Source organism: Streptomyces sp. DvalAA-43 (assembly GCF_900091725.1).
GTDB lineage: Bacteria > Actinomycetota > Actinomycetes > Streptomycetales > Streptomycetaceae > Streptomyces > Streptomyces pulveraceus.
On record NZ_FMBW01000063.1, the window covers coordinates 64,140 to 88,070 of the forward strand.

General features: G+C 69.7%; 21 protein-coding genes. 10 read left to right on the plus strand and 11 right to left on the minus strand.

The features are described from left to right. Window positions 1–19: 19 nt before the first annotated feature. On the plus strand, window positions 20–1,357 hold the full coding sequence (locus tag GA0115234_RS25270) for a cytochrome P450 (RefSeq protein WP_093545845.1): 1,338 nt from the start codon (window positions 20–22) through the stop codon (window positions 1,355–1,357). 138 nt (window positions 1,358–1,495) lie between these two features. On the opposite strand, the gene GA0115234_RS25275 is transcribed toward GA0115234_RS25270, so the two are convergent. Further along, window positions 1,496–2,038 carry a DUF4232 domain-containing protein gene (locus GA0115234_RS25275; RefSeq protein WP_093545848.1) on the minus strand — a complete coding sequence of 181 codons (543 nt, stop codon included), beginning with the start codon at window positions 2,036–2,038 and terminating at the stop codon, window positions 1,496–1,498. Between the two features lie 428 nt (window positions 2,039–2,466). Continuing rightward, window positions 2,467–3,396, minus strand: a complete 930-nt coding sequence (locus GA0115234_RS25285; protein ID WP_093545851.1) for an ADP-ribosylglycohydrolase family protein — start codon at window positions 3,394–3,396, stop codon at window positions 2,467–2,469. Between the two features lie 186 nt (window positions 3,397–3,582). Here GA0115234_RS25285 and GA0115234_RS25290 point away from each other — a divergent pair, with 186 nt between their 5' ends. Beyond that, on the plus strand, window positions 3,583–3,834 hold the full coding sequence (locus GA0115234_RS25290) for a hypothetical protein (protein ID WP_093545854.1): 252 nt from the start codon (window positions 3,583–3,585) through the stop codon (window positions 3,832–3,834). A gap of 114 nt (window positions 3,835–3,948) precedes the next feature. On the opposite strand, the gene GA0115234_RS25295 is transcribed toward GA0115234_RS25290, so the two are convergent. Beyond that, on the minus strand, window positions 3,949–5,082 hold the full coding sequence (locus GA0115234_RS25295; protein WP_093546098.1) for a glutathione-independent formaldehyde dehydrogenase: 1,134 nt from the start codon (window positions 5,080–5,082) through the stop codon (window positions 3,949–3,951). Between the two features lie 213 nt (window positions 5,083–5,295). Between GA0115234_RS25295 and GA0115234_RS25300 the strand changes: the two genes are divergently transcribed. Further along, window positions 5,296–5,487: a hypothetical protein gene (locus tag GA0115234_RS25300; protein WP_093545857.1), complete on the plus strand. Its 192-nt coding sequence runs from the start codon at window positions 5,296–5,298 to the stop codon at window positions 5,485–5,487. 44 nt (window positions 5,488–5,531) lie between these two features. Here GA0115234_RS25300 and GA0115234_RS25305 read toward each other — a convergent pair whose 3' ends face one another. The 4 genes from GA0115234_RS25305 to GA0115234_RS25320 all read right to left on the minus strand — a co-directional run bounded on the left by GA0115234_RS25305 (window position 5,532) and on the right by GA0115234_RS25320 (window position 9,985). Beyond that, window positions 5,532–6,392 (minus strand): carbohydrate ABC transporter permease, encoded by an 861-nt coding sequence (locus tag GA0115234_RS25305; RefSeq protein ID WP_093545860.1) that lies wholly within the window; start codon window positions 6,390–6,392, stop codon window positions 5,532–5,534. 42 nt (window positions 6,393–6,434) lie between these two features. Next, window positions 6,435–7,349: a carbohydrate ABC transporter permease gene (locus GA0115234_RS25310; RefSeq protein WP_093546101.1), complete on the minus strand. Its 915-nt coding sequence runs from the start codon at window positions 7,347–7,349 to the stop codon at window positions 6,435–6,437. 32 nt (window positions 7,350–7,381) lie between these two features. After that, window positions 7,382–8,647 (minus strand): ABC transporter substrate-binding protein, encoded by a 1,266-nt coding sequence (locus GA0115234_RS25315; RefSeq protein WP_093545862.1) that lies wholly within the window; start codon window positions 8,645–8,647, stop codon window positions 7,382–7,384. 345 nt (window positions 8,648–8,992) lie between these two features. Then, complete coding sequence (locus GA0115234_RS25320; protein WP_256088809.1) at window positions 8,993–9,985, minus strand: Lrp/AsnC family transcriptional regulator; 993 nt, start codon at window positions 9,983–9,985, stop codon at window positions 8,993–8,995. 275 nt (window positions 9,986–10,260) lie between these two features. On the opposite strand from GA0115234_RS25320, the gene GA0115234_RS25325 reads away from it, so the two are divergent. From GA0115234_RS25325 to GA0115234_RS25340, 4 genes are all read left to right on the plus strand, one after another. Beyond that, the gene (locus GA0115234_RS25325) at window positions 10,261–11,661 is read left to right on the plus strand and encodes a UbiD family decarboxylase (RefSeq protein ID WP_202554155.1); all 1,401 of its coding nucleotides are present in this window, start codon (window positions 10,261–10,263) and stop codon (window positions 11,659–11,661) included. 149 nt (window positions 11,662–11,810) lie between these two features. Continuing rightward, window positions 11,811–12,485, plus strand: a complete 675-nt coding sequence (locus GA0115234_RS25330) for a UbiX family flavin prenyltransferase (RefSeq protein ID WP_093545868.1) — start codon at window positions 11,811–11,813, stop codon at window positions 12,483–12,485. Window positions 12,486–12,734: 249 nt separating this feature from the next. After that, on the plus strand, window positions 12,735–14,198 hold the full coding sequence (locus GA0115234_RS25335) for a phenylacetate--CoA ligase family protein (RefSeq protein ID WP_093545871.1): 1,464 nt from the start codon (window positions 12,735–12,737) through the stop codon (window positions 14,196–14,198). Further along, entirely contained in the window at window positions 14,195–15,298 is a 1,104-nt protein-coding gene (locus GA0115234_RS25340; protein WP_237541718.1) for a hypothetical protein, read from the plus strand. Before GA0115234_RS25335 ends, GA0115234_RS25340 begins: the two co-directional genes overlap by 4 nt. Before the next feature lie 105 nt (window positions 15,299–15,403). Here the strand turns inward: GA0115234_RS25340 and GA0115234_RS25345 are convergent, their stop codons facing one another. Together GA0115234_RS25345 and GA0115234_RS25350 are read right to left on the minus strand one after the other, a co-directional pair. Beyond that, the gene (locus GA0115234_RS25345) at window positions 15,404–16,948 is read right to left on the minus strand and encodes an FMN-binding glutamate synthase family protein (RefSeq protein WP_093545874.1); all 1,545 of its coding nucleotides are present in this window, start codon (window positions 16,946–16,948) and stop codon (window positions 15,404–15,406) included. Between the two features lie 171 nt (window positions 16,949–17,119). Further along, a complete protein-coding gene (locus tag GA0115234_RS25350; RefSeq protein WP_093545876.1) occupies window positions 17,120–17,752 on the minus strand; it encodes a GOLPH3/VPS74 family protein in 633 nt (210 codons plus the stop codon). Window positions 17,753–18,222: 470 nt separating this feature from the next. On the opposite strand from GA0115234_RS25350, the gene GA0115234_RS25355 reads away from it, so the two are divergent. Next, window positions 18,223–20,121, plus strand: a complete 1,899-nt coding sequence (locus GA0115234_RS25355) for a LamG-like jellyroll fold domain-containing protein (protein ID WP_093545879.1) — start codon at window positions 18,223–18,225, stop codon at window positions 20,119–20,121. A 65-nt stretch (window positions 20,122–20,186) separates the two neighbouring features. Here the strand turns inward: GA0115234_RS25355 and GA0115234_RS25360 are convergent, their stop codons facing one another. Continuing rightward, window positions 20,187–20,711, minus strand: a complete 525-nt coding sequence (locus GA0115234_RS25360; RefSeq protein WP_093545882.1) for a MarR family winged helix-turn-helix transcriptional regulator — start codon at window positions 20,709–20,711, stop codon at window positions 20,187–20,189. A gap of 40 nt (window positions 20,712–20,751) precedes the next feature. Here GA0115234_RS25360 and GA0115234_RS25365 point away from each other — a divergent pair, with 40 nt between their 5' ends. Beyond that, the gene (locus GA0115234_RS25365) at window positions 20,752–21,666 is read left to right on the plus strand and encodes an EamA family transporter (RefSeq protein WP_237541719.1); all 915 of its coding nucleotides are present in this window, start codon (window positions 20,752–20,754) and stop codon (window positions 21,664–21,666) included. 49 nt (window positions 21,667–21,715) lie between these two features. Then, window positions 21,716–22,549 carry an NAD(P)H-binding protein gene (locus GA0115234_RS25370; protein ID WP_093545888.1) on the plus strand — a complete coding sequence of 278 codons (834 nt, stop codon included), beginning with the start codon at window positions 21,716–21,718 and terminating at the stop codon, window positions 22,547–22,549. An 82-nt stretch (window positions 22,550–22,631) separates the two neighbouring features. Here GA0115234_RS25370 and GA0115234_RS25375 read toward each other — a convergent pair whose 3' ends face one another. Beyond that, on the minus strand, window positions 22,632–23,918 hold the full coding sequence (locus GA0115234_RS25375; protein ID WP_256088810.1) for a hypothetical protein: 1,287 nt from the start codon (window positions 23,916–23,918) through the stop codon (window positions 22,632–22,634). Between the last annotated feature and the right edge of the window lie 13 nt (window positions 23,919–23,931).

The following is a 23,931-nucleotide window of genomic DNA, read 5'->3' on the forward strand; positions in this document are numbered from 1 at the left end:
GCGTCCGGAGAACAAACGGATGTCTGATCTGCGGCCGGTCCCCCCGGCCCCCCGCGCGTGGCCTCTGATGGGCCACCTTGTGCCTTTGGTACGGGACCCGTTGGCCTTCCTGAAGTCGCTTCCCGTGCACGGGGCGTTGGTCCGCGTCCGCATGGGCCCTGTGCCGCTGGTCGTGATCTGTGATCCGGAGCTGACCCGTCAGGCCCTGGTGGACGACCGCGTCTTCGACAAGGGCGGCCCGGTGTTCGACCGCTTCCGGGACGTCTTGGGCGACGGCCTCAGCAGCTGTCCGCACCATGCTCACCGTCGACTGCGCCGACTGGCCCAGCCTGCCTTTCATCCTGACCGTCTTCCCCGCTACGCACGGACCATGACCGCCTGCATCCAGGAGGTGACCGGTTCCTGGACGCCCGGACGGACCCTGGACGTGCCCACCGAGATGATGTCGATCACCTCCCGGGTCACGGCCGCCACCCTGTTCTCCGAATCCCTGCCCGCAGCCGAGCTCGGACAGCTCATCGGCGACGTCAAGACCATCGCGGGCGGGGTCTTCCGGCGCATGCTCCTGGTCCCGCCGCTGGACCGGCTCCCCACTCCGGGCAACCGTGCCCATCTGCGCGCACGCAGGCGCCTGCGTCACACCTGTGACCTGATCATCGCCGAGCGGCGCGCCGACGGCACCGACCGCGGCGACCTGCTCTCCGCCCTGGTCGCAGCGCGCGATCTTGAGGACGGCGGCCGCGGCATGACGGACGCGGAAGTCAGCGACACGATCCTCACCGTCTTCCTGGCCGGGACGGAGACGACGGCCTGCACCCTCGCCTGGGCACTGGACCTGCTGGCCCGCCACCCCGAGATCGAACAGAGACTGCACAACGAGGTCGACACCGTCCTGCGCGGAAACCCTGCCGCGCACGCCGATCTGCCCCGCCTGCAACTGACCGAACGCATCATCACCGAAACCCTCCGGCTGTACCCCCAGGCCTGGTTCCTCACCCGCACGGTCACGCACGACACCCACCTGGGCAGGCACCCGCTCCCCACCGGCACCAGCCTCGTCTACAGCCCCTACCTCATCCACCACCGCCCCGACCTCTACACCGATCCCGAAACCTTCGACCCCGACCGGTGGGACCCCAGGCGCCCCCAACCTCCCCGCAGCGCCTTCATCCCCTTCGCCACCGGCGCCCGCAAGTGCATCGGCGACACCTTCGCCATCACCGAGGCCGCCCTCGCCCTCGCCACCATCACCGCCCGCTGGAGCCTGAAGCACCTGCCCGGCCGGCAACAGGTCCGCCCCGTCCTGGGAGCGTCATTCGGACCGGGCGAACTCCGGATGCGGGCAACACCTCGGTAGCGGCTTCGGAGCGCGGTTCGGGGCGAAGACGGAGTCGATCCGATGTGGCCACCACGCCTCCCTGAGGCTTCAGCTCATTCCGGGAGTCCTGCGGTGGCCACCAGCGAGCCGAAGGGAAGCCAGTGGCTGTCCGGTCGGTCAGAGCCCGACCGGGTTGAGGTAGGTGGCCGGGTGGGTGGCGCCGTCCTGCTTGAGGATCTGGCCGCCGAACGGCCACTTCAGGGTGAAGTGCTTCGTCTCGTTCGGCGGGGTGACCAGGAACTTCGCCGGAACGAACTTCTCCTTCTGCGGCGTGGACCTGGCCACCGGGAGCAGGGTGATGCTGAAGTCCACCGTGTCCCCCTGCTCCAGGATCATCTTCACGGGCTTCTTGGAGGAGCGTGCCAGCGACCAGGTGCCGTCGGTCTTCTGAGCGCCGATCATGTCGACACCGGCGAAGCCGGACAGGGTGCAGGTGCGCTTGCTCCGGTTGGTGAACCAGATGTACGCCTGGGTCTGCTTCTCGGTCTGCTCCATCTCCGGCTTCGCGTCATCCCCCATGGCGAAGCCGGCCTTCAGGTCGGCGGTGTGGCAGCGGGTCGGCCCGGCTTTGGCGGAAGCGGCCGAGGCCGGGATGGCGGTAGCGGCAGTACCGGCGACGACGACGGCCGCAAGGGCCACAGCAGTCAGCTTGCTCTTCATGAAGTTTCGCGTTCCCCTCGCATACGAATCGGCGCGCGAAGTCAGCGCGCGCCTACGCACCTGAAGATGCGCAACGCCCCAGGGAGGTTCGGTGTGCCGGAGAACCTTTTTCCGACAGCCAGGCTCCTCGCTGCGCCCGCGTACGGGCGTCGCGTCCACGTGCACCGCCATGGCGTCGCAGCCTCGTCCCCGGCACGGGCACCCGTCCATGCGGACAGGGAGGAATGGACGCCATGGAAGGCAACCGGGGGCCGCTCACCCACGCGGCCCGCCTTGCGCAGGGCACGGCACGTGTCATGGCTCCACAAGACAGTGGAGGCATCAGGCATGCCGTGATCCTGTGGACGGGGACTGCCATCAGCCTTCCGCGGTGACTGCGGCTGAGGGACGGAGTTCGGGAAGGGCGCCCTCGCGGAGCAGGACCTGGTTCAGCTTCCGAGGCGGTGTGCGAGGTGGAGGAGATCTGCCAGGTGCAGCACGCGTCCGTCGAAGCCCGGGAGGGGGACATGGAGCGGCTGGGTCCAGTGGGCGGGTATGGCGTCCAGCCCGTAGTACGCCCCCGCGAGGCCTCCGGTCACCGCGGCGACTGTGTCCGTGTCACCGCCGAGGTCGATTGCCGCGCGTATCGCGTCTTCGAAGCTGGTAGTGGTGCGCAGGGCCCAGACGGCGGAGCCCAGGCAGGGCCAGACGGCACCGTTGAACTCGGTCGCCCGATCGGGATGCCAGTCGGGCGCGAGGACGGTGGCGTAGCGGGCGCGGTGCTCGGGGTGGACGAGAGCCAGGATGTCCGGGAGCGTGGGGAGAGGGTCGGTGCCCTCGAACGTGACGCGGATGAGTTCGTGGAAGATCGCGGTGCCCTCCCAGGCCGCGCGGTCACCGTGGGTGAGGGCGGCGATGCGGCGGGCAGCGTCCATGGTGGCTTCCTGGCCGGCGGCAGCGAAGTGGGCCGCAGAGGTCGATGCCCGCATCAAGGAGCCGTTCCCCGCCGCTCGTTGGTTGACCTGGAAATGGATCGCGGCGGCGAGGTCCCAGGGCATGCCGTTGGTCAGGACGTCTTCGGTCTGCAGGCCGATGTCCTTCGGCTCCGATGCTGCCCACCGCTGGAAGCGGGTGAAGATGTCCGGCAGATCCAGTTCGCCCCGCTCCAGCAACGACTGCGCGACCAGGACGGCCATCTGCGTGTCGTCAGTGGCCTCGCCGGGGTCCCAGCCACCACCTCCGCACATCTCACCACCGGCACCAGGCGCCGGAAACCGTGCGGAGAACGCACCCTGGGGACCGAACTCGAAGGGGCCGCCCAAGGCGTCACCCACCGCTGAGCCGACGACCACGCCGGCGACCCGCTGAATCCGCCTCATCTGCCTCATCCGCGCAGGTTAGCTGTGCCGCACCGACGGCCGCGCCTGACAGAGGTCGCGATGTCCTCGTCGGCAGGACGACGAGGCCGAGCGTTGCCGGGGTGTTCACAACGGCTTTGCGTGGGCGGAACGCGGCTCGGCGCAGAACTCCGCATGTTCTCGGCCCCACCGTGCGAGGATCCGCCGATGCCCTCACCTCTGGACGTCCCCCTTCCCGCATCCGCCGAGATCGAGGCACTGCTCACGGCCTCCGTCGGCGCCCGGGCCACCATCGAGCGCATCGAGCCGCTGCACCATCCCCGGGTGCTGCGCGCCCACCTGGCGGAGGTGGCCGGGCTCCCCGGCACGGTCGTCGTGAGATGCCGCCGCCCCGGGGGATACGGTCTCCGCTCCAGCGTGGAGCCGCCGATCATCCGCAGTGGTTCGGGGCTCGGGTGAGTTCGCGGCCGGCCGGCCGGGACGCTTGTCTGCGAGCTCCTGCTCCAGTGTGGTGGTGCGGCGCTGGAGCTGGTGGCGCTACGGCTGGTCGATGGCGCACCGCCGGGTCCCCTGCTACGGGTGCAGCACGACCTTCGTGAAACCCTCGATCCGCTTGTCGAACTTGTCGTACGCCGACGGCGCCTGGTCCAGGGGCAGTTCGTGCGAGACGACGAAGCTCGGCTGAGCCCGGCCCTCGATGATCATGTCGCGCAGGTACCGGTTGTAGCGCTTCACGTTGCACTGCCCCGTACCCATGCGCAGGCCCTTCTCGAAGAGCTTGCCGATCGAGACGAGCAGCATGCCGTGCTTGGCCTGCTCGTCGGGGCCGCCGGGGTCGGACGGAACGTAGAGGCCCGGCACGCCGAGCGCTCCGGTGGCCCGGACCGTGCCGACGAGCGAGTTCAGGACTGTCGCCGGTTCCTCGTGGTCGGTGCCGCGCGCCGACGCCTGGTAGCCGACGGCGTCGATGCCCTTGTCCGTGCCGATGCCTTCGGTCTGCTCCTTGATCTGCTCCACGGGGTCGCCCTCGGCGAAGTTGACCGGAATCGCACCGATCTCCCGGGCCTTTTCCAGCCGCTCGGGGACCCGGTCCACGACGAAGACCTTCTTCGCGCCGCGCAACAGGGCCGAGTAGGCGGCCATGAGTCCGACCGGCCCGCCACCGTACACGGCGACGCTCTCACCTGGTCGGACCCCGGCGAGTTCACAGCCGTGGTAGCCGGTGGGGAAGATGTCGGCAAGCAGCATGAAGTCGGTCTCGTGCTCTTTTCCTGGCGGCAGCTTCAGACAGTTGAAGTCGGCGTACGGAACGCGCAGGTATTCTGCCTGGCCGCCTGGCCAGGGCCCCATGGCGACATATCCGTATGCACCTCCCGCAAAGCCAGGATTGACGGTCTGACAGAATCCAGTGAATCCCTCGACGCAATTGTCGCAGAACCCGCAGGCGACGTTGAAGGGCATGACCACGCGGTCGCCCGCCTTGAGCGAGGTGACGCCCTGACCGGTTTCCTCGATGATCCCCATGTTCTCGTGGCCGAAGACGATGCCTGGTTCGGCTGCGGTGCGGCCCTCGTACATGTGCAGGTCCGAGCCGCATATCGCGGTGGACGTGATCTTTACGATCACGTCGTTCGGATGCTGGATCCTGGGCTTTTCGACGTCTTCGACCGCCACGGTGAACGGTTCTTTGTATACGACGGCCTTCATGGCTGCCACCTCTTTGTATACGACGGCCTTCATGGCTGCCACCTCCGCTCGGCGCTGCACGCTTTTCCACCCGCCCCCGACTGCTGTATTTCGCGTGACCCATCTCTCATGATTCTCCGGCTTGAACCGATGGACAACCCGGTAATATCGCGATGAATGGATGAATATCCACTGCCCTGGCATCGCACCGAAATCGAAAAGGGAGAGCGCACAGTGGCTGCACAACGCCTCGGGACCCTGCTCGTCCCCGTGCCCGGCCTGTCCGGCACCACGTACCCGCCGGGAACGACGGTGACTGTCCGCGGTCGCGGCGCGACTGTCGATGCCTTCATCAACGGCGACTGGCTACCGCTGTCGTGGTGGGAATTCTCCGACGGCCTCCGCGAGGACATCGCCGACCGCTGATGCCGGTGCGGACGGTGGTCCGCACCGGCTCCTCTGACTCCTGATCATTCATCGATGCCGGAGCGCTCCGCGCCCGCGACGATGTGGCGCTGGAGTACCAGGAAGACCACCAGCAGGGGCAGGATCGACACGGCGGCCGCGATGAACAGCTCGTGCAGGTTGACCGTCTGCGCCGTGGTGAAGGTGGCGAGGGCCACCTGCACGGTCCAGGCGTCGCGCTGCTGGCCGATCACCAGGGGCCAGAGGAACGAGTTCCACGAGCCGATGAAGACGATCGCCCCGACGGCGGCGAAGACCGGCCGTGTGTTGGGGACGACGATCCGCCAGTACGTACGCCAGTGGCCGAGCCCGTCCACCCTGGCCGCGTCCTCCAGCTCCCGGGGAAAGCCGAGGAAGTACTGCCGGAAGAGGAAGGCCGCGAACGCGCTGAAGAGGGTGGGGACGATCAGTCCGCGCAGGGTGGAGATCCAGCCCAGCGACGACACGAGGACGAAGCTCGGGACGAAAGTGACGGCGGACGGGATCATCAGGGTGACCAGGAACGCGTAGAAGACCTGGCTCGCATACGGATACGCGATGCGGGCCAGCCCGTATCCGGCCATCGAGGCGAGCAGCAGGGTGCCGGCGGTCGTGAGGACGGCGATCACGGCCGAATTCCACAGGGCGTGCAGCATGGGGACACTGCTGTCGTCGAACAGTTCCCGCAGGTTGCCCCACTGGAGGCTGCGCGGGAAGAACGTCCAGTCCGCCCCGGTGATGTCCGCTTCGGTGGCCAGGCCGTTGCGCACCAGCAGGTAGAACGGGACGAGGAAGAGCACGGCGAGCGCGATGAGCAGCACGAGCCGCAGTCCGCGCGCGAGCCGCCGGAAGGCATGGGCCGTGGAGAGCCCCGTCGGTAGATCCATCCGTCGATCCGTCGGTTGATCCGTCGAGCGCTGTCGCATACGTCAGTCCTCCTGGCGTCCGAGACCGAACCAGCGTGCCTGTACCACCGCCACGACCGCGATGATCAGTGCGAGGATCACCGCGCCCGCGCTGCCGAGGCCCAGGTTCTGTCCCTGCCCCAGCGCCACGTAGTACAGGTAGACCAGGGGCGGCCTGGCGTAGGGCGGGTAGCCGCGTGCCGTCGACAGCAGGTTGTAGAACTCGTCGAAGGCCTGGAAGGCGTTGATCACCAGGAGCAGGACGACGGCGACGGAGGTCGCCCGCAGTTGCGGGAAGGTGATGTACCTGAAGACCTGCCAGCCGGGGCGGGCGCCGTCGACGGCCGCCGCCTCGTAGAGGGTGCGTGGGATGCGCTGGAGTCCGGCCAGCAGGATCACCATGTAGAAGCCTGCCTGGAGCCACAGGCGCACGGTCACGATGACCAGCCAGTACCAGGGCGGGCTGGTGGTCGACAGCCAGGCGGTGTCCGAGCCGCCGAACCATCCCAGCACCGTGTTCGCCAGCCCGAACCGTACCCCGTTGAAGATCGACAGCTTCCAGATCATCGCGGCGACGACGTACGAGCAGGCGGTCGGCAGGAAGAAGACCGACCGGAAGAACGCCTGGGCGAAGCGCAGTCTGGCGACCATCAGAGCGAGGGCGAGCGAGAGCCCGTAGGTTGCCGGAACGATGAAGAGCGAGAAGACGACGAAGGTGACGAGGCTGGAGATGAAGGACGGGTCGCCAAGGATCTCGGAGTAGTTGTCCAGGCCCACGAAGTCGATCGGTGTCACCGTGTTGTGGGCGTCGAAGAAGCTGAGCCACACGCTCCACAGCAGCGGTACGTACGTGAAGAGGGCGAGCCCGGCGGCGAAGGGGCCGACGAAGACCCAGAACCACAGGTAGCGGTTCTGAGGGCCCAGCAGTCGCCGTCCCAGCGGCCTTCTGGCGCCTTCGGTCGTCTGCGTGGCTATGACCGCACCCGCTTCAGCTCGGCGTTCGCCGTCGCGACGACCGCCCTGATCTGGGCCTCCGGGTCGGCGCCTTCGGTGATGATCCGGCTCAGGGCGTCCTGGTAGGCGGTCTGGCTCCGGGCGGTCCACAACAGGGGTTGTGCGTAGCCGTGTTCGGTCGTGAAGCGGACGGCTTCGGCCGCCGCGCCCTTGGCGAGTGCGGCTGCCTTCTTCGCCAGCGAGATCCGGGCGGGAATGTGGAAGCCGTAGGAGAGCGCGAAGTCTTCCTGGTAGTCGGTCCGTTCCACCCACAGCCACTTCACATACGCCTTCGCCGCGTCGATGTGGCCGCTGTGCGCGCTGACGGCCGACCCGTAGGCGCCGACCGGTACCGAAGGCCTGCCCCGTGCCCCGTCGCGGGGGAAGGGCAGGACGCCGAAGTCGTCGCCCAGCGCCTTCTCGATCTGCGGGAGGGCCCACAGTCCCGTCCACTGCATGGCGGTCAGGCCCTGGAGGAACGCGGACGGGTCGGACCAGTCGGTGGGGGCTCCGAGCAGCAGGGAATCGTCCTTGTGGAACCGATGCAGTTTGCCGAGGGTCCTGGCGGCTTGCGGGTCGTCGAATCCGACCGCTCCGTCGGAGGTCACGAGTTCCAGGCCCGCGGCGCGCAGCGGGGTGGCGCCGAGCACGCCGGCTCCCCCGTCGTTGCCGAGGAAGAGGCCCTTGACGTCCTTGGTCGTCAGGGCCCTTGCCGCGTCGACCAGTTCGTCGAGGGTCTGCGGTGGCCGGACTCCGGCCTTGTCCAGCAGACTCTTTCGGTAATAGAGCATCTGCATGTCGATGGCCTGGGGGATGCCGTAGACCTTGCCCTTGTACGTCTTGGGGGTGAGGACCGCGGGGTTGAAGTCCTCACGTACCCCGTCCAGGAGGTCGGTGAGATCGGCGACCTGACCACCCTGGATCTGGTCCAGGGTCGGACTGCCCTCGAAGACGTCCGGTGCGTTCTTGGTCAGCAGTGCCGCGGCCGTCTGCTGGTCATAGTTGCCGGGCCGCCATTCGATCGTGATCTCCGCCCTGCGGTACGCGGCCGCATAGCGTTTCACCGCCTGCTCGGTCCCGGCCTCACCGTACTGGTGGTACCACTGGTCGAGAGCGGGGCGATCGCCCGCTCCGCCGGCACGGCCGGTGTTGGAACCGCAGGCGGCCGTGAGTGCGAGTGCGCCCGTGGCGGCCAGCAGATACCGGCGGCTGATGCTGTTGGCTGAGGTGCTTGAGTGGGGCATGGTTCATCAGTGTGGCGCCGATACGTGTATGAGTTGTTGCCCGCCCATGAAACGGCCAGTTTTGGCCGAAGGGGCGGTTCGATCAGAGTCTTCAACGATCAAATACAGCCAGGGATGTTCAGGCCGTCGCCGTCATGAGTCGGCGGCCCGGCTCTGCGAACGCCGAGCCGCCGGAAGAGACAAAGGCATCGGGCCCGCGCGACGCGACGCGCCCGTCCGTGCCGAGCACTGGATGTACCTCCTCGCCGAGATCAAGAACTGCGGCGTGAACGGCGCCCTGATGCTCCTCCGCGATGCGTTCGAGTGTCGGCGGTGTGTCGCGGGCGGCGGTTCCCCGCCACTCGGTCAACGGCGCTCACCCGTCCCGGGGCTGTGGTTGCGTGCGACTGCGCCGTCGCGCTTGAGCGTGCGGATGATCGGGGCGGTCTCGACCGTGTCGATGCCCAGGAGGGTACCGATGCGGTCGGAGAGGTACGCGTAGAGGGACTCGTCGTCGGAGCAGAGGACATGGGCCAGGAGGTTGGTCCGCCCGGTGGTGGCGGCGGCGTAGGCCACTTCGGGGTGGCCTGCCAGCGCGGCGCCGGTGGCAGCGAGCCGCGAGGGCTGCACCGACATCCAGATGGCCGTGCCGGACGGGTCACCCAGCAGACGCTCGTCCACGTCCAGGACGAAGAAGAGTGCTCCGGCCGTGCGCAGGTGCGCGATGCGGCGGCGCACCGTCGACTCGTGACAGCGGGCCTCGACGGCCAGCGCGGCGTGCGAGGCGCGGCCGTCGCGGTTCAGCGCGGCGAGCAGGATGTGGTCGAGATCCGTGAGCCGCACCGGAGCCGCCTGGGCGTGAGGGGGCGGGTACGAGGGCGCGAGGGCGTCCATCTGTTCCCGGCTCAACGCGGCGGTGGGACCGTCCCAGGTGGTCGGGCCGCCCTTGAAGAGCCGCAGCATGCGGTGCGCGGTGATCGAGGTGACCCGGCGGCTCGAAGGGAGCCTGTCCATCAGCAGCGCGTCCCGGTCGCTGTCACTGTGCACGGCGAGATGGCAGATGATCTCGGTTCCGCCGGAGGCGAGTTGGACCCATCGTGTGTCCTCGCGCTCGGCCAGTGACTGGGCCAGACCGAGCGAGGCGCTGGGGACGCACTGCAGCCGCAGTGCCCACACGGTCTGCCCGACGGGCCGGGGGTTGAGCCGGCCGACGACACGGAGCCCGGCCGTCTCGCGCAGCCGGGCGTAGCGGCGGGCGACCATCTGGTCGGAGACGCCCAGCACTGAGGCAATCCGGCGCAGTGGTGCGCGGCCATCAATCTGTAGTGCATGAATGAGCTGGAGATCGATGCATTCCACGTATCCCGAGTCTATCGCGCGCAGTATCCGGCATACGCGTCCGGACTCGTTGCCCCTCCTCCCGGCCGGTCCGGATCCTGGCGGCACAGGCCCGTGCGGTGGCTGTCCTCGCGAAGCCACCTCCCCTGCGGGCAACTGCTCCGGGCGCGGCCGCCGCCGTCAGGAAGCCGCCGTCAGGAAAGAGAAGAAGAGGAGGACGGGAGGCCCGGACGTACTGCCCGGCTCCCCGACGACACATGAACGCATTCCGTGACCTTCGGCACTACATCGATCACATGACGGAGACGCTCGGGAAGGACGAGGTCCTCCGGATCGACGGCGCGGACCGGGACCTGGACATCGGCGGGATCACCGAACTGATGGCGGAGAAGGAAGGCCCCGCACTGATGTTCGACAACATCCCCGGCTTCCCGGCGGGGCACCGCGTGTTCACCAATTTCATGGGGACCGCCGCCCGGACCGCAGTGGCGCTCGGACTGCCGGCGGACACCTCGAAGCTCGACATCGTGCGGGCCTGGAAGGACCTGAGCAGGCGGCTCGAACCCGTCCCTCCGGTGGAGGTCGCCTCGGGTCCGGTCCTGGAGAACGTCCTGGTCGGCGATGACGTGGATCTCAACATCTTCCCCACGCCGCAGTGGCACGACGGGGACGGCGGCCGCTACATCGGCACGGCCTGCATGGTCATCACCCGCGACCCCGACAGCGGCTGGGTCAACGTCGGCACCTACCGGGCCTGCGTCCAGGGCCCGGACCGGCTCTCGCTGTGGATGCTCGGCAACCGGCACGCCAAGGCGATCGCCGAGAAGTACTGGGAGCGCGGCCGGAGCTGCCCGATCGCGGTGGTGGTGGGCCAGGACCCGATCCTGTCGACCGCCGCGGCTATCGCCGCGCCGTCCGGGATGTCGGAGTACGACCTGGCGGGCGGACTCCGCGGGCAGGGCGTCGAGGTCCTGTACGCACCGGGCAGCGACCTTCCGGTCCCGGCGTACGCGGAGATCGTGATCGAGGGCGAACTGCCTCCGGTCGAGGAGGAGTCCGTGCTGGAGGGACCCTTCGGGGAGTGGACCGGCTACTACACGCACTCGGGCCAGGAGACCGTGGTCCGGGTCGACCGGATCATGCACCGGAACGACCCGATCATCCTGGGCGCACCGCCGATGCTCCCGACCGTCCCGGCCGGTGACCAGGCCGTCCCGCTGTACTCGGCATCGGTGACGTGGGACCACCTGGAGGCCTCCGGCGTCCAGAACATCAAGGGCGTGTGGGCGTACGCCCGCCAGCTCATGATGGTCGTCTCCATCGAGCAGACCGGCGCGGGCGACGCCATGCACGCACTGCTCGCGGCGGCCGGGCGCAAGCGCACCGGCGGCATGGAGCGGTACTTCGTCGTGGTCGACGAGGACATCGACATCACCGACGTCAACCACGTCCTGTGGGCGATGTTCACCCGCGTCGACCCGGCCGAGTCCCTCCAGGTGCTGCGCGCGCCCACCACCGCCATCGACCCGCGGTTGTCGCCCGCCAAGCGCGCCGCCGGCGACCTGTCGATGGGCATCGTGCTGATCGACGCGTGCAAGCCGTTCGCGTGGAAGGACCAGTACCCGGCGGCCAACCGTGTCGACGAGGCGACCCGCGACGAGCTGCGCAAGCGCTGGGCGGGGCTCCTGGCGATGTAGCCCCGCACTGCGCGGGAGGGGGCGGCGCAGCACCGCGGGGAGGGGCAGCGCAGCACGCCCTCTCCCTCGCAAGGCTGTCCCCTCCCCGCCGGTCCGTCCCCTGCTCCTCTTCCCTCCCCCTCCCCTCCCCGCCGCGCCAGGAGCCCGCTGTGACCCCCTCTTCCCCCACCCGCCTCATCGTCGGAGTCACCGGTGCCACCGGTGCCCCGCTCGCTGTTCGCCTACTGGAGATCCTGCGGGAGGTACCGCAGGTGGAGACCCATCTCGTGCTGAGCACCTGGGCCCGCTCCACCATCGAGGTGGAGACGCCGCACACCAGCAGGCACTGCGCCGAACTCGCCGATGTGACACACAAGTTCGGCGATCTGGGCGCCACGATCTCCTCCGGCTCCTTTCCGGTCGCGGGCATGGTCATCGTCCCGTGCAGCATGAAGACGCTTGCGGCGGTACGGCACGGCCTGGCCGACAACCTCATCGCCCGCGCAGCCGATGTCACGCTCAAGGAACGCCGCCCGCTGGTCCTCGTGCCCCGGGAGACACCGCTCAGCGAGATCCATCTGGAGAACATGCTCGCCCTCTCCCGCATGGGAGTCCGCATCGTCCCTCCGATGCCGGCCTTCTACGACATTCCGAACGGCATCAGCGACCTCGTGGACCACATCGTCATGCGGATCCTCGACCAGTTCGATCTGCCCGTGGGCACCGCGGACATAGCGGAGCGGTGGCAGGGCCTGGCCCATACGCGCAGCCACGGACCCATGTCAGGAGACGGCGCGGGAGCGAGGAGGCGGCGAAGCGAATACCGGGGATTCAGTTCGTCGTGAGAAACCATTGATCGCTCAATTTCCCTACTCTAAGGTCGCGTTAATCGAATGGCCGTTCCCGGCCGCGAGTGCACCACCAGGAGCCCAGCCGCCCCCGGGCGGCGCGGAACAAGGGAGACCCGTCATGGTCAAGCACTACGTCAAGTACGCCTTCAGCACGCTCACCGCGGCGATGTTCGCCAGCATGGTCTGACGCTCGGCCCCGGCCTGGACCGGGAAGACAACCCGGTCCAGGCATCAGGAGACCCCTTGTTCGGTACCGCCCTCAGCCAACTCCGCTACGGCATGGCGATCTTGCGCAACCGTCGCATCCGTCCGCAGGATCTGGAGCGCATAGCCCGCGACCTCATCGCGACCCTGGCCGAGTTCGGCGAGCCCGGGGCGGACTCGGCCCTGCTCCCCGGCCAGGCGGGGGCCGTCGACCCCGCCGTACGACGGACCGTCACGGAGCGCAGCCTACGGGCCACGGCACGGGCCGCCACCCGGCACACGGCCCACTACCGGCGGACCTTCGACGCTCTGGGAATCGACCCGAGCAGTCTCACCCCCGAGACCTGGGACCGCGTACCGGTCACCCCCAAGGAGGCCCTGCGCGCTCTGCCGGCCGCCTTCGTGTCAGCCGCCTCCGCCCCTGCGCTGATGGCGCTCACCACGGGGACCAGTGGCACACCCACCGCTGTCTGGTTCTCCAGGGCCGAGGTGGAGATCTCGGTCGCCATGAGCACCGTCTCGGCCGTGCTCGGCATGGGCCTGCGGCCCCACCACACCATGGCGTACGCGGGCTGCTCCCGGGCGACCCTGCCGCTGCTCAACGTGGAGGAGTCGGTGACCCGGATCGGCGCCTCGTTCGTCCAGATCGGCACGGTGGACCCGGCCGTGGCGCTGGACCGGCTGGCCACCCCGCTCGGCCTGCGCGGCAAAGCCCCGCAGATCACCCATCTGACGGTGTCCGCGTCCTACCTCTCCGCCCTCGTCGAAGAAGCGGAGAGAAACGGCTGGCGGGCAAAGGACTTCGGCCTGGAGTCCATCGGCGTCGGCGGCGAGGTGCTCTCCGATCCGCTGAGGGAGCGGGCCGCGGTCGCCCTGGGCGCACGGATCTCCACGGCGTACATGATGACCGAGGCCCTCCCCTCCGGCGGCACACCGTGCGCCGAGGGACATCTGCACCACACCACCGAGTTCGGGCACATGGAGATACTCGATCCCGTGACACACGAGCCGACTCCGCCCGGTGCCGTCGGCATCATCGTGCAGACGCCGTACGTCCCCTACCGGGACTGCACCCTGCTGCTGCGCTACGCGACCGGCGACCTGGTCCGGCGTCCCGGGGCCGAGCCCACGTGCGAACTGGCCCATCTGCCCGCGACCTCGCCCGTACTCGGCCGCTGGTCGGGTCCGCGGAGCATCGCGGTACCGACCCGGTCGGTGCTGAACCTGCTGGAGTCCGAACCGGACATCCCGCTGCCGGCGCGTTACGCCCTGGTCGACCGGCCCGGGGGCCCTGTCCTCCACGTCCTGGTCCGCCGGACGCCCGCCGCCGCCCTGCTCGGCAGGCTGGAGGAGCGGGCCACCACGGCGGGCCTCGCGCTGGACGGCATCGTGCTCCACGACGATCCGGCCACGCTGCCGCCGACCGGCCCGGTCCGCGCCGATCTGCGCGAGCACACCTTCGAGTCGGTCCGCCCCGCCGTGCGCGTCGCGGGGCAGGCATGAGTACGGCCCTCGCCCTCGTGGGCCTCAACTGCGCCGTCGCCGCGATCACGGCGGCAGGTGCCGTCTACTTCACGCGGGTCCGGATGCCCCGCCCGCCGGTCGGCAGGTACGAACTGCCCGATGTCGCCGTGATGGGCGTCGTCGTGGTGGCGGCTCCCCTGGTCTATCTGGCAGCGCCCCGGACCGCGGTGGCCGTCGTCTTCGGCCTGGTCCTCTGCGCGGCACTCCAGTTCACCCTCGCGCCGCTGATCGGCGGGGGGCGGGCCTGGTCGGCCGCGGGGGCGCTGGTGGCCGCCACCGCCGGGTGCGCGTTCGCGGACCTGCCAATCGCCGTGACCGCCCTGACCGACGTACTGCTCGCCGTCGCCGTGGTGGGAGTGGCCAACATGTGGGCACAGAGCGGGATGCGCTCCGCCCACGCGGCGTGGTTCGCGGGCATGCTCTGCTGCTACGACCTGGTGGCGACCGGACTCACCTCCGTCATGGACCGGTTCGCCACCCAGGTCATGGGACTGCCGTTCGCCCCGCTGCTGGCAGTCACCCAGGGCCGCCCACCGGTGGCGCTCGGGCTCGGCGACCTGCTGCTCCTGGTGCTCTTCCCGCTGGTGGCGCTCAAGGCCTTCGGACGGGCCGCCGCCCTTCTCGCGGCCGGAGTCGGACTGGCGGTGTCCGCGAGCGTCAGTCTGCTGTTCGGCCTGGGAGTGCTGACGGGCGCCTTCCCGCTCCTGACGGCGCTGGGACCGCTGATCGTGTTGCAGCACGTGCTGTGGTCGCGGTCCAGGTCCGGCGAGCGGACCACCGCCGAGTGGCGCGCGGGAACACCCCGCTCGGTGGCGGCCGACGCCCCCACGGACCCCGACCCGGCGCTGCTCCTGGCCCTGGAACCGACCGACGTGGACGCGCTCCGGGCGGAGCTGTCCCGGGGCGACTGGCTCGCGGTCGTCGACGGCCGGGCGGTGGGCAGCGGGAAGTCGCCCGGTCAGGCCCGCAGGGACGCCCGGCTCCGTGGTTGTGAATCGGTGCCTGTGATACGCCAGCACTGGGCCGGGCCCGCGGCTGGGGAGACGACCGGCGACACCGATACCGGCCGACTCCCGTGAGACCCCTCGGCATGTGAACCCATGGCATGGCCGACGACTGCCGGCACGGCCGACCGCCCCGTACCACCCGACCTCGCGGATCACGCACCGGCGACGCGTCGCACGTCAGTCGACAGGCTTCTGGAGAGGGGTCGGTCCGGTGGTGAGCAGCGTGGTGATCTCCTGGGCGAGCTCCGGGCCGAGTTCGCCCCAGCCGTCCTTGTAGCCGTAGACGCTCGCCAGGGTGCGGGCGTCGTAGTCGCCGTTCATGATCTCGATGTCGGTGGTGGTGATGAGCGCCGGGTGGGCGACGCCGACGGCTCCCGAGACCTTCAGCAGTTCCTTGCGCAGGGTGCGCAGGTAGACGGCGGCGCGGGTGGCCTTCGAGGGCGCGTCGACGCCACGCACCAACCACGGGTTCTGAGTGGCGATGCCGGTGGGGCACTTGTCGGTGTGGCACTTCTGCGCCTGGATGCAGCCTATGGACAGCATGGCCTCGCGGGCGACGTTGATCATGTCGACGCCCAGGGCGAAGGCGACGGCGGCGTTCTCGGGCAGGCCGAGTTTGCCGGATCCGATGAAGGTGAGGTCGTCGGTCAGGCCCTGCTCGGCGAACGTGCTGTAGACGCGGGAGAAGCCCATCCGGAACGGCAGCGACACCGAGTCGGTGAAGATCAGGGGAGCCGCCCCGGTGCCGCCCTCGCCTCCGTCGATGGTCACGAAGTCGACTCCGCGATCACCACGCGCCATCAGCGTGGCCAGCTCCTGCCAGAAGCTCATCTCCCCCACGGCGCTCTTGATCCCGACCGGCAGACCGGTCTCGGCAGCGATCAGCTCCACGAAGTCGAGCAACGAGTCGACGTCGTGGAACGCGGTGTGCCGGGAGGGGGAGGCGCAGTCCTTGCCGGCCGGGATGCCGCGGATCCCGGCGATCTCGGGGGTCACCTTCGCGCCCGGCAGCATCCCGCCGAGCCCCGGCTTGGCGCCCTGGGAGAGCTTGATCTCTATCGCCTTGACCGGGGCGCCTGCGACCACGTCCTTGAGCTTGTCGAGGCTGAAGGTACCGTCCTCGTTGCGGCAGCCGAAGTACGACGTGCCGATCTGGAGGACGAGGTCACCGCCGTTGCGGTGGTACTGCGAGAGGCCGCCCTCGCCTGTGTTCTGCATCGCGCCGGCCAGCGCCGCACCCTTGTTGAGCGCCGTGATGGCCGCGCCGGACAGCGATCCGAAGCTCATCGCCGAGATGTTCACGACGCTCGCCGGACGGAACGCCTTGGCCCGCCCGCGCGGGCCGCCCAGCACCTTGGCCGAGGGCAGCGGTGCCTGCGGGTCGTGGAGATCGGGCAGCGTGCCGGCGAACGTCCGCTGCTTCACATACGCGTGCCCTTGCACATGCTCGACGTCCACATCGGTTCCGAACCCGAAGTAGTTGTTCTCTTCCTTCGCCGACGCGTAGATCCAGGTGCGCTGGTCACGGCTGAACGGGCGCTCTTCCTCGTTGGACGTCACGACGTACTGGCGCAGTTCCGGCCCGATCGTCTCCAGCAGATACCGGGCGTGCCCGATCACGGGGAAGTTCCTCAGCAGTGCGTGCTTCTTCTGGACGAGATCGCGGGCGGCCACCAGCGCCAATGCTGTTGCGGCGGCCGCGCCGATGCTCCGAGCGCGCATGAACGTTCCTCTCCTCGGCTGCTCCGTACCCGACTCCACCGCTGTGCGGCGGACGTCGTGAGCGTTGGGCGGCGGACACGGCCGGGCAGGCATCGGCGTCCGACGACGAAACGCCACATGATGGTAGAGGTCTCGCCGATGGGCGAACGGGGCAGGGTGCGTGAACCCGGCTCAGGGACCGCGCCAGATGTTGGCGAAGGCTGCGTTCTCGATGGTCCGCCTCTGGCGTACGGCCTCCAGCTCCATCACCGCGTCGTGGACGGCGGCCACCACGGTCGTCACCGCCTCGTCGTCGAGGCCGGTCGCGTCGTCGGATCGTTCGTCGTCGAGGGCGGTCTCATCGTCGGGCCGTTCGTCGTCGATGCCCACGACCGACGCGAGGGCGGCCAGGACGGGTTCCTTCTCTTCCCAGCGGTCGGCCGCATGGCGGCGCGCGGGAGTATCGACCGGTTCCACGCGTTCCGAGCCGAAGGACAACCGGCCGCTTCGCTGCGGCTTCAGCTCACCGTTCTCCTCCAGGGCGGCCTGGTACGCGGCCGAGAGGTCCCGGCCCCGGCGCCACAGCCAGTCCTCGATCCGCTCGTAGGGCGCCTGTCGAGTGAGTCCTGCCGCAGCCTCGCCCATGAACCGGTCGTCCGGCGTCGGCGCTGCACCCGGCACGATGCGGTCGAGGTCCACGGCGACCACCCCCGCACCGATGAGATCGATCAGCTCGGCTCCCGCGAGTGCGAGGGACAGGTCGCCCTGTCCCACGGAATGCTTCAGGTCCATGGCGATGATGAACAGGTCTTTCGCCGTGGTCATGAACGGCTCCCCTCGGAGACATGGACAAAGGTGCGCCCTGCCGACCGGGCCCGCGTCCGAGGCCGGCCCGGCGGCGGGGCGACTGTCACGACCAGTATCGTCCCGCTCGGGCGGCCGAAGCCCTTACCGGCGTCCTCGGTGTCGGCGATCTCGCCTCGGACAGGTCCCGGGCGTGCCCCGGGCGGCCTAGTCCTCAGCCGGCCCGCCCGCCGAACCGCACCGAAGCACGAATCAGGCGCTTCCAGGTGATCTCGATACAGCCGCTGCCCGTGCGGTGGTCACGTACCCGGAACCGCGAACGGCCCCACCGCCGGCCGCAGGCCCCGGAGCGGGCAATTCATGGAGTCTTCGCCCGGATGTCGCCCTTACGGGCCATTCCTCCCCCGGTCCCGCGGCTAGCTTGCAGACGATCACCACTCGACGATCGCCCCTCGACGATCACCCCCGACGATCACCTCCGCGGAGACACCATGTGCAGCCCCCTCCACCAGCCCGACGGACCGCTCCTGCCCGACGCCGGACGTCGTACGTTCCTGCGGGCCGCCGCGCTCACCGGTGCCGCCGCCGCGGCCACGGGGCTCGTGTCCGCCGCCCCCGCCGCGGCTCTCCCCCAGCAGAACGCCGGTGCCGCCACGGCCCGTTGGCGACCCGACCCGGAGAACCCCCGGTTCACGCTCGTCGTCATGCCCGACACCCAGTACCTCTTCGACGGAGCGAGCATCAACAAGGCCCCGGTCGAGGCCTCGTTGCGTTATGTCCTCGATCACGGGCGCGACGAGAACATCGTGTTCCTGTCCCATCTGGGCGACCTCACCGAGAGCGGCCGGGCCGACGAATTCGAGGCGATCGGCGAGGCCTTCGAGCTGCTCGACCGGCGGCAGGTCGGCTACAGCGTCGTCGCGGGCAACCACGACATCAAGTCGTCCACCGACGACGGGCGCGGCCGCACCCCGTACCTGGACACCTTCGGCCCGCGGCGCATGCGGCGGCTGCCCACGTTCGGCGGGGCGACCCCGGACGGCTACAACACGTACCACGTGTTCCGCGCCGCCGGGCGGGAGTGGCTGGTGCTGGCGCTCGACTGGCGGCCGTCGGCGGCGTCCCTCGCCTGGGCCCGGAACGTCATCGCCGAGCACCCGGACACACCGGTCGTCCTCACCACCCACGAGCTGGTGTACACCGACGCGGACGGCGACGAGGCCACGTTCTCCGACCACGGAGAGCATCTGTGGAACGAGCTGATAGCCGAGCACGACCAGATCTTCCTCACCCTCAACGGCCACTACTGGCCCGCCGGGCGCACCACCCGCAAGAACACCGCGGGCAACGACGTCCATCTGCACCTCACCAACTACCAGAACCGCTACTACGGCGGCAGCGCGATGATCCGCCTCTACCGCTTCGACCTGGCCAGGAACACCATCGACGTGGAGACGATCTCGCCGTGGATCCTCGGCCGGGCGGGCGAGCGGCTCAATGAACTGGAGCGCGGCGAGATCGAGCTGACCGGCCCGCAGGACCGGTTCGCCGTCCCCATCGACTTCGAGAAGCGGTTCGCCGGCTTCGCGCCCGTGCCGGTGCGCGGCCCCCGCCCGGCAAAGCGGCTGCTGATACCGGGCACCGTCGCCTACTGGCGCTTCGACTCACCCGCGCACCCGGACGGTTCCGCCGCTGCCGCCGATCTGCGCGTCCCCGACCTGTCCGGGCACCGCAACGACCTGGTGCGCGAAGCCGTGCCCGGAAGCGCCCCCGACGCGCTGCGCTGGTCCACCGGTCACCACCCCGACCAGCCCGGCCACGGCAGCCTCTACTTCGACGGCTCGAAGCCCCCGCTGCGGGGCGCGTATCTGCGTACGGAGACCAACGCACCGCTCAACACCAAGACCTTCAGGTCCGGTTACACCATCGAGGCCTTCCTCCGTCTCCCCACCGACTGGGACGCCGGACGCAATGCCTGGGGCGCCGTACTGGGCCGCCGGGGCACACTCGAAGCCGCGGGCAAGACGTCCGGCGATACGGACGAGCCCGTCGCCACCCTCTCCGTGTCGGACGGCCCCGGGCTCCAGTGGGCCGCGGCGCCGCTGAACCAGCCGGGAGCCGTCACCAACTGGAGCCATGAGCTGCCGCGCGACCGTTGGTGGCATGTGGCGGTCGTCAACGACGGCAGACACACGACGATGTACGTCGACGGCTGCGTCGTCGCCCGCAACCCCGCCACCCGCACCACCGGTCTCGCCACCGCGGGTCTCCCCTGGCTGCTCGGCGCCTATGAGTACGGGGGCAGGCTCGACCAGTTGATGCAGGGCTGGATCGGCGATGTCCGGATCGTCGAACGCCCCCTGCGCGTGCGGGACTTCATGACGTCCTGACTCGGCCGTCCCACTGACCGGGCGGTCGGTTGATGTGCTGGTCGAAGCCCGGACAGGGGTGCGGCTCACTCGCTGTCGGCAGGGTGCGGATGTTCCCTTCGGGAGAGCCAGGTCGTGAGCAGTGATTCCAGCGTCCTGGCCTCCGTGGGCGTCAGCGGACTCAGCAGACGACGTTCGTTGCGCACGTGGTCGGTGAACGCGCGGTCGATCAGTTCACGTCCGGGTCCGGTGAGGGCTACGATCCGGCCCCGTTGGTCGTCGTCGGAGCGGCGGCGGGTGACGAGTCCGGCTCGTTCCAGCCGGTCGATTCTCTTCGTCATGGCGCCGGTGGTGACCATGGTGTGCGCGGCGAGTTCGCCGGGTGCCCGTTCGTAGGGCTCACCGACACGGCGTAGTGCGCACAGGACGTCGAACTCTCCCTCGCTGAGGCCGTAGCGGCCGTACAGGAGGCAGAGCTCTCCGGTGAGCTGGTCCGCCAGGCGGTGCAGCCGACCGATCACTCCCAGCGGAGTGACGTCGAGGTCGGGCCGCTCGCGGCGCCAGTCGGCCTGGATGCGGGCTACGCGGTCCAGCGGCTGCGAATCTTCCATGGACACCACGATACCTTCCCGGGAAGCTATATTGCCTTCCATGGAAGCTAATATGCGGTGGGTGGCGCTGACCGCGGTCGCACCGATGGCCTGGGGGACCAACTATTTCGTCACGCACGAGTTCCTCCCCGCCGACCGCCCGCTCTACGGGGCCGCCCTGCGCGCGCTGCCCGCCGGCCTCGTCCTGCTGGCCCTGTCCAGGCAGCGGCCGCGTGGCGCATGGTGGTGGCGATCCGCGGTGCTCGGGCTGCTCAACGTCAGCGTGTTCTTCGTCCTCGTCTACGTCGCTTCCCAGGTGCTGCCGACGAGCCTCGCCTCGACCGTCATGGCGGTCTCCCCGCTGGCGATGATGCTCATGGCCTGGCCGCTGGTGTCCGAGCGGCCCCGGACCGCCCACCTGGCAGGCGCCGCGATCGGGCTCGCCGGAGTGTGCCTCATGCTGCTCACGGGGACGGAATCGGTGAGCGTGCCGGGAGTCCTCGCCTCCGTCTCCGCCGTACTGGTGTCGTCCTTCGGCCACATCCTGGCCAAACGGTGGAGCGCCGATGTCGACGTGCTCGCCTCCACCGCCTGGCAGCTCACCGCCGGAGGCCTGTTCCTGCTCCCGGCCGCCGCAGTCGTGGAGGGCCCTCCTCCCGCACTCTCCGTTCCGGCGTTCCTCGCGTTCGGCTACGTCACCCTGGTCGCCACCGCGCTGGCCTTCGCCGCCTGGTTCACCGGCCTGCGGCACCTGCCCGCAGGGACCGTCGGCCTGATCGGACTGCTCAACCCCGTCACAGGCGTACTGCTCGGCACAGCGGTCGCCGCCGAGGTTCTGACCGTTCAGCAGCTGTGCGGACTGGTCCTGGTCCTGGCCGGAGTCGTCCTCGGCCGGCCCACGCGCGCGGGCCGACGCGGCAGCGGACAGGTACCCGCCCAAGCGGCCGGGCGGCTCCTTGACCTGAAGCATGATTGAGGTTCTACCGTGTCGTCAGGTTGATCATCCGACGACGGGAAACACACTCATGATCCTCGTGACCGGAGCCACCGGCAACATTGGCAGTGCCCTGCTGGAGGAACTGCACGCACGCGGCGTCGGGCCGCTCCGAGGGCTCACCCGTGATGCCACACGGGTCGCCTTCCCCGACGGGGTCGAGGCCGTGGAGGGCGACTTCGCGGAGCCCGCGTCATTGAAGCCCGCGATGGCCGGGGTGCGCTCGCTGTTCCTCGTGTCGCGTCTGGGCCCGGACGCCGACATCCTCGACGTCGCCCGGCAGGCGGGCGTGGAGCACGTCGTACTGCTGTCGTCGATCACCGTCCGGACCCACCCCCGCCTCGGCCCGGCCGGCGAGAACCTGGCGGTGGAGCAATCGCTCAAGGCAAGCGGCATGGCCTGGACGATCCTGCGACCGACGCAGTTCGCCTCGAACGCACTGATGTGGGCGGCCTCCGTCCGTGGCCACGGGACCGTCCGCGCGCCGTACGCGGACACCGCACTGCCCACCATCCATCCCGCGGACATCGCAGCGGTGGCACGGGTGGCACTGACCGAGCCCGGCCACCGGGGGCACACCTACGCCCTGACGGGACCAGAGCCGGTGACCGCCCGCCAGCAGGTCGAAGCCATCGCGGCAGCACTGGGCCGGGAGGTTCCCTTCGCCGAGATCGGCCGCCAGGAGGCCCACGCGCAGATGGCCGCGGTCTTCGGGGCCGAGGCCGCGGACGCGGTGCTCGACGTCACCGGCGGAGACGTGAACGACGAGTTGCTGATGGTGCGCGACACGGTCTCACAGGTCACTGGAGCACCGGCCCGACCGTTCCGGCAGTGGGTCTCGGAGCACGTCAACGCCTTCCGCTGAATCGACCGAATCGACCGAATCGACCGAGCCTGGGTACGTTGATCCGTACTCAGGTCAGAACCCTCACGGATACCCACGGAGATCACGGAGCGAGGAGGTGGCCTGCGGCAACCGCTGACGCCACCGTCCCTCCGGCCACCACCGCCGAGGCCGCGAACAGCGGAACCCTTGGAGCCCACGTCCGCAGCGTCCTGGAGCGGGAGACGCGGTCCAGCAGGGCGTCCCGGCCACGCAGCACGATCAGGCCGACGCCCGTGAGCGTCAGCGCCATGCCGAGGCCGAAGGCGACGACCATCGCGAGGGCGATGCCGACCTTGTCGGTCAGCAGGCCGGTGAGCAGGACGAGGAAGGCAGAGGGTGAGGGGAGCAGGCCGCCCGACGCGCCGAGAAGCACGAGGCCTCGCCAGGTGAGGAGCGACGGGGCATCCGGGATGTGATGGCTGTGCCCGTGACCATGCCCGTGGCCATGCACATGATCGTGGTCATGCCCGTGATCGTGATCGGGCCCGTGATGGGCATGGTGGTGGCTTCGGTGGCGCAGATGCCGCCGGAGCAGACTCACCCCCACTCCGGCCACCACCAGCGCCGCGATCAGCTGGAGCCACCCCGTCAGCGCCGCGATGTCCGGCGTGCTGTTCGCCACCAGCCACCAGCCGACCGCCAGGGCGGCGACCGAGAACGTGTGCATCACTGCGACGATCCCGCCCAGCCACACCGCATCGCGCGGCCTGCCCTTGGCGCCCACCAGATACCCGGCGGCCAGCGACTTCCCGTGCCCCGGCGCGCAGGCGTGCAGCGCACCCACGGCCGCGGCCACGAGCAGAGCCAGCGGGAGGGCCGCGCCGTGGTCGAGCAGTGAGGTCAGGTCGGTTGTCCAGGCCCGCAGGCCCGAAGCGGCCGGTGAGACCACGGCGGTTCCCGCCGCCGCCGGTTTCAGGGTCAGCGTCCGCGTCGGCTCCTGTGCCGTGTGCAGCCCGCCGGAGCCCGTGTCCGTCACCGACAGGGTCCGGTACGCCGGGTCGACGTCCGTCAGCGCCGTGACCGTCAGTTCGATGCGGTCCACCGGTCGCGGGCACACGAAGTGGAGCTTCACGCCGTCCGCCCGGTTCACCCGGCAGGGGCGGCCGTCCTGGCGTACGACGATGTGCGAGCGCAGATAGCCCGTCTCGTCACCGCCGGACTCGTTCTTCAGGACGGCGATGTCGTCCCGCTGCGCGGACCAGGTCGCGTCGACGGCGGCGCCCGCCGCCTCGATCTTCACGACGGGAGGGGTGCCGAAGGGGTGCGCCTGCGCCGTCCCCGCGCTGCCCAGGAGCAGCGCGAGGACGGCAGCCAGCAGGAGCAGCACCCCGCTGCGAGGTGATCGCACGGTGGTGCTTCCC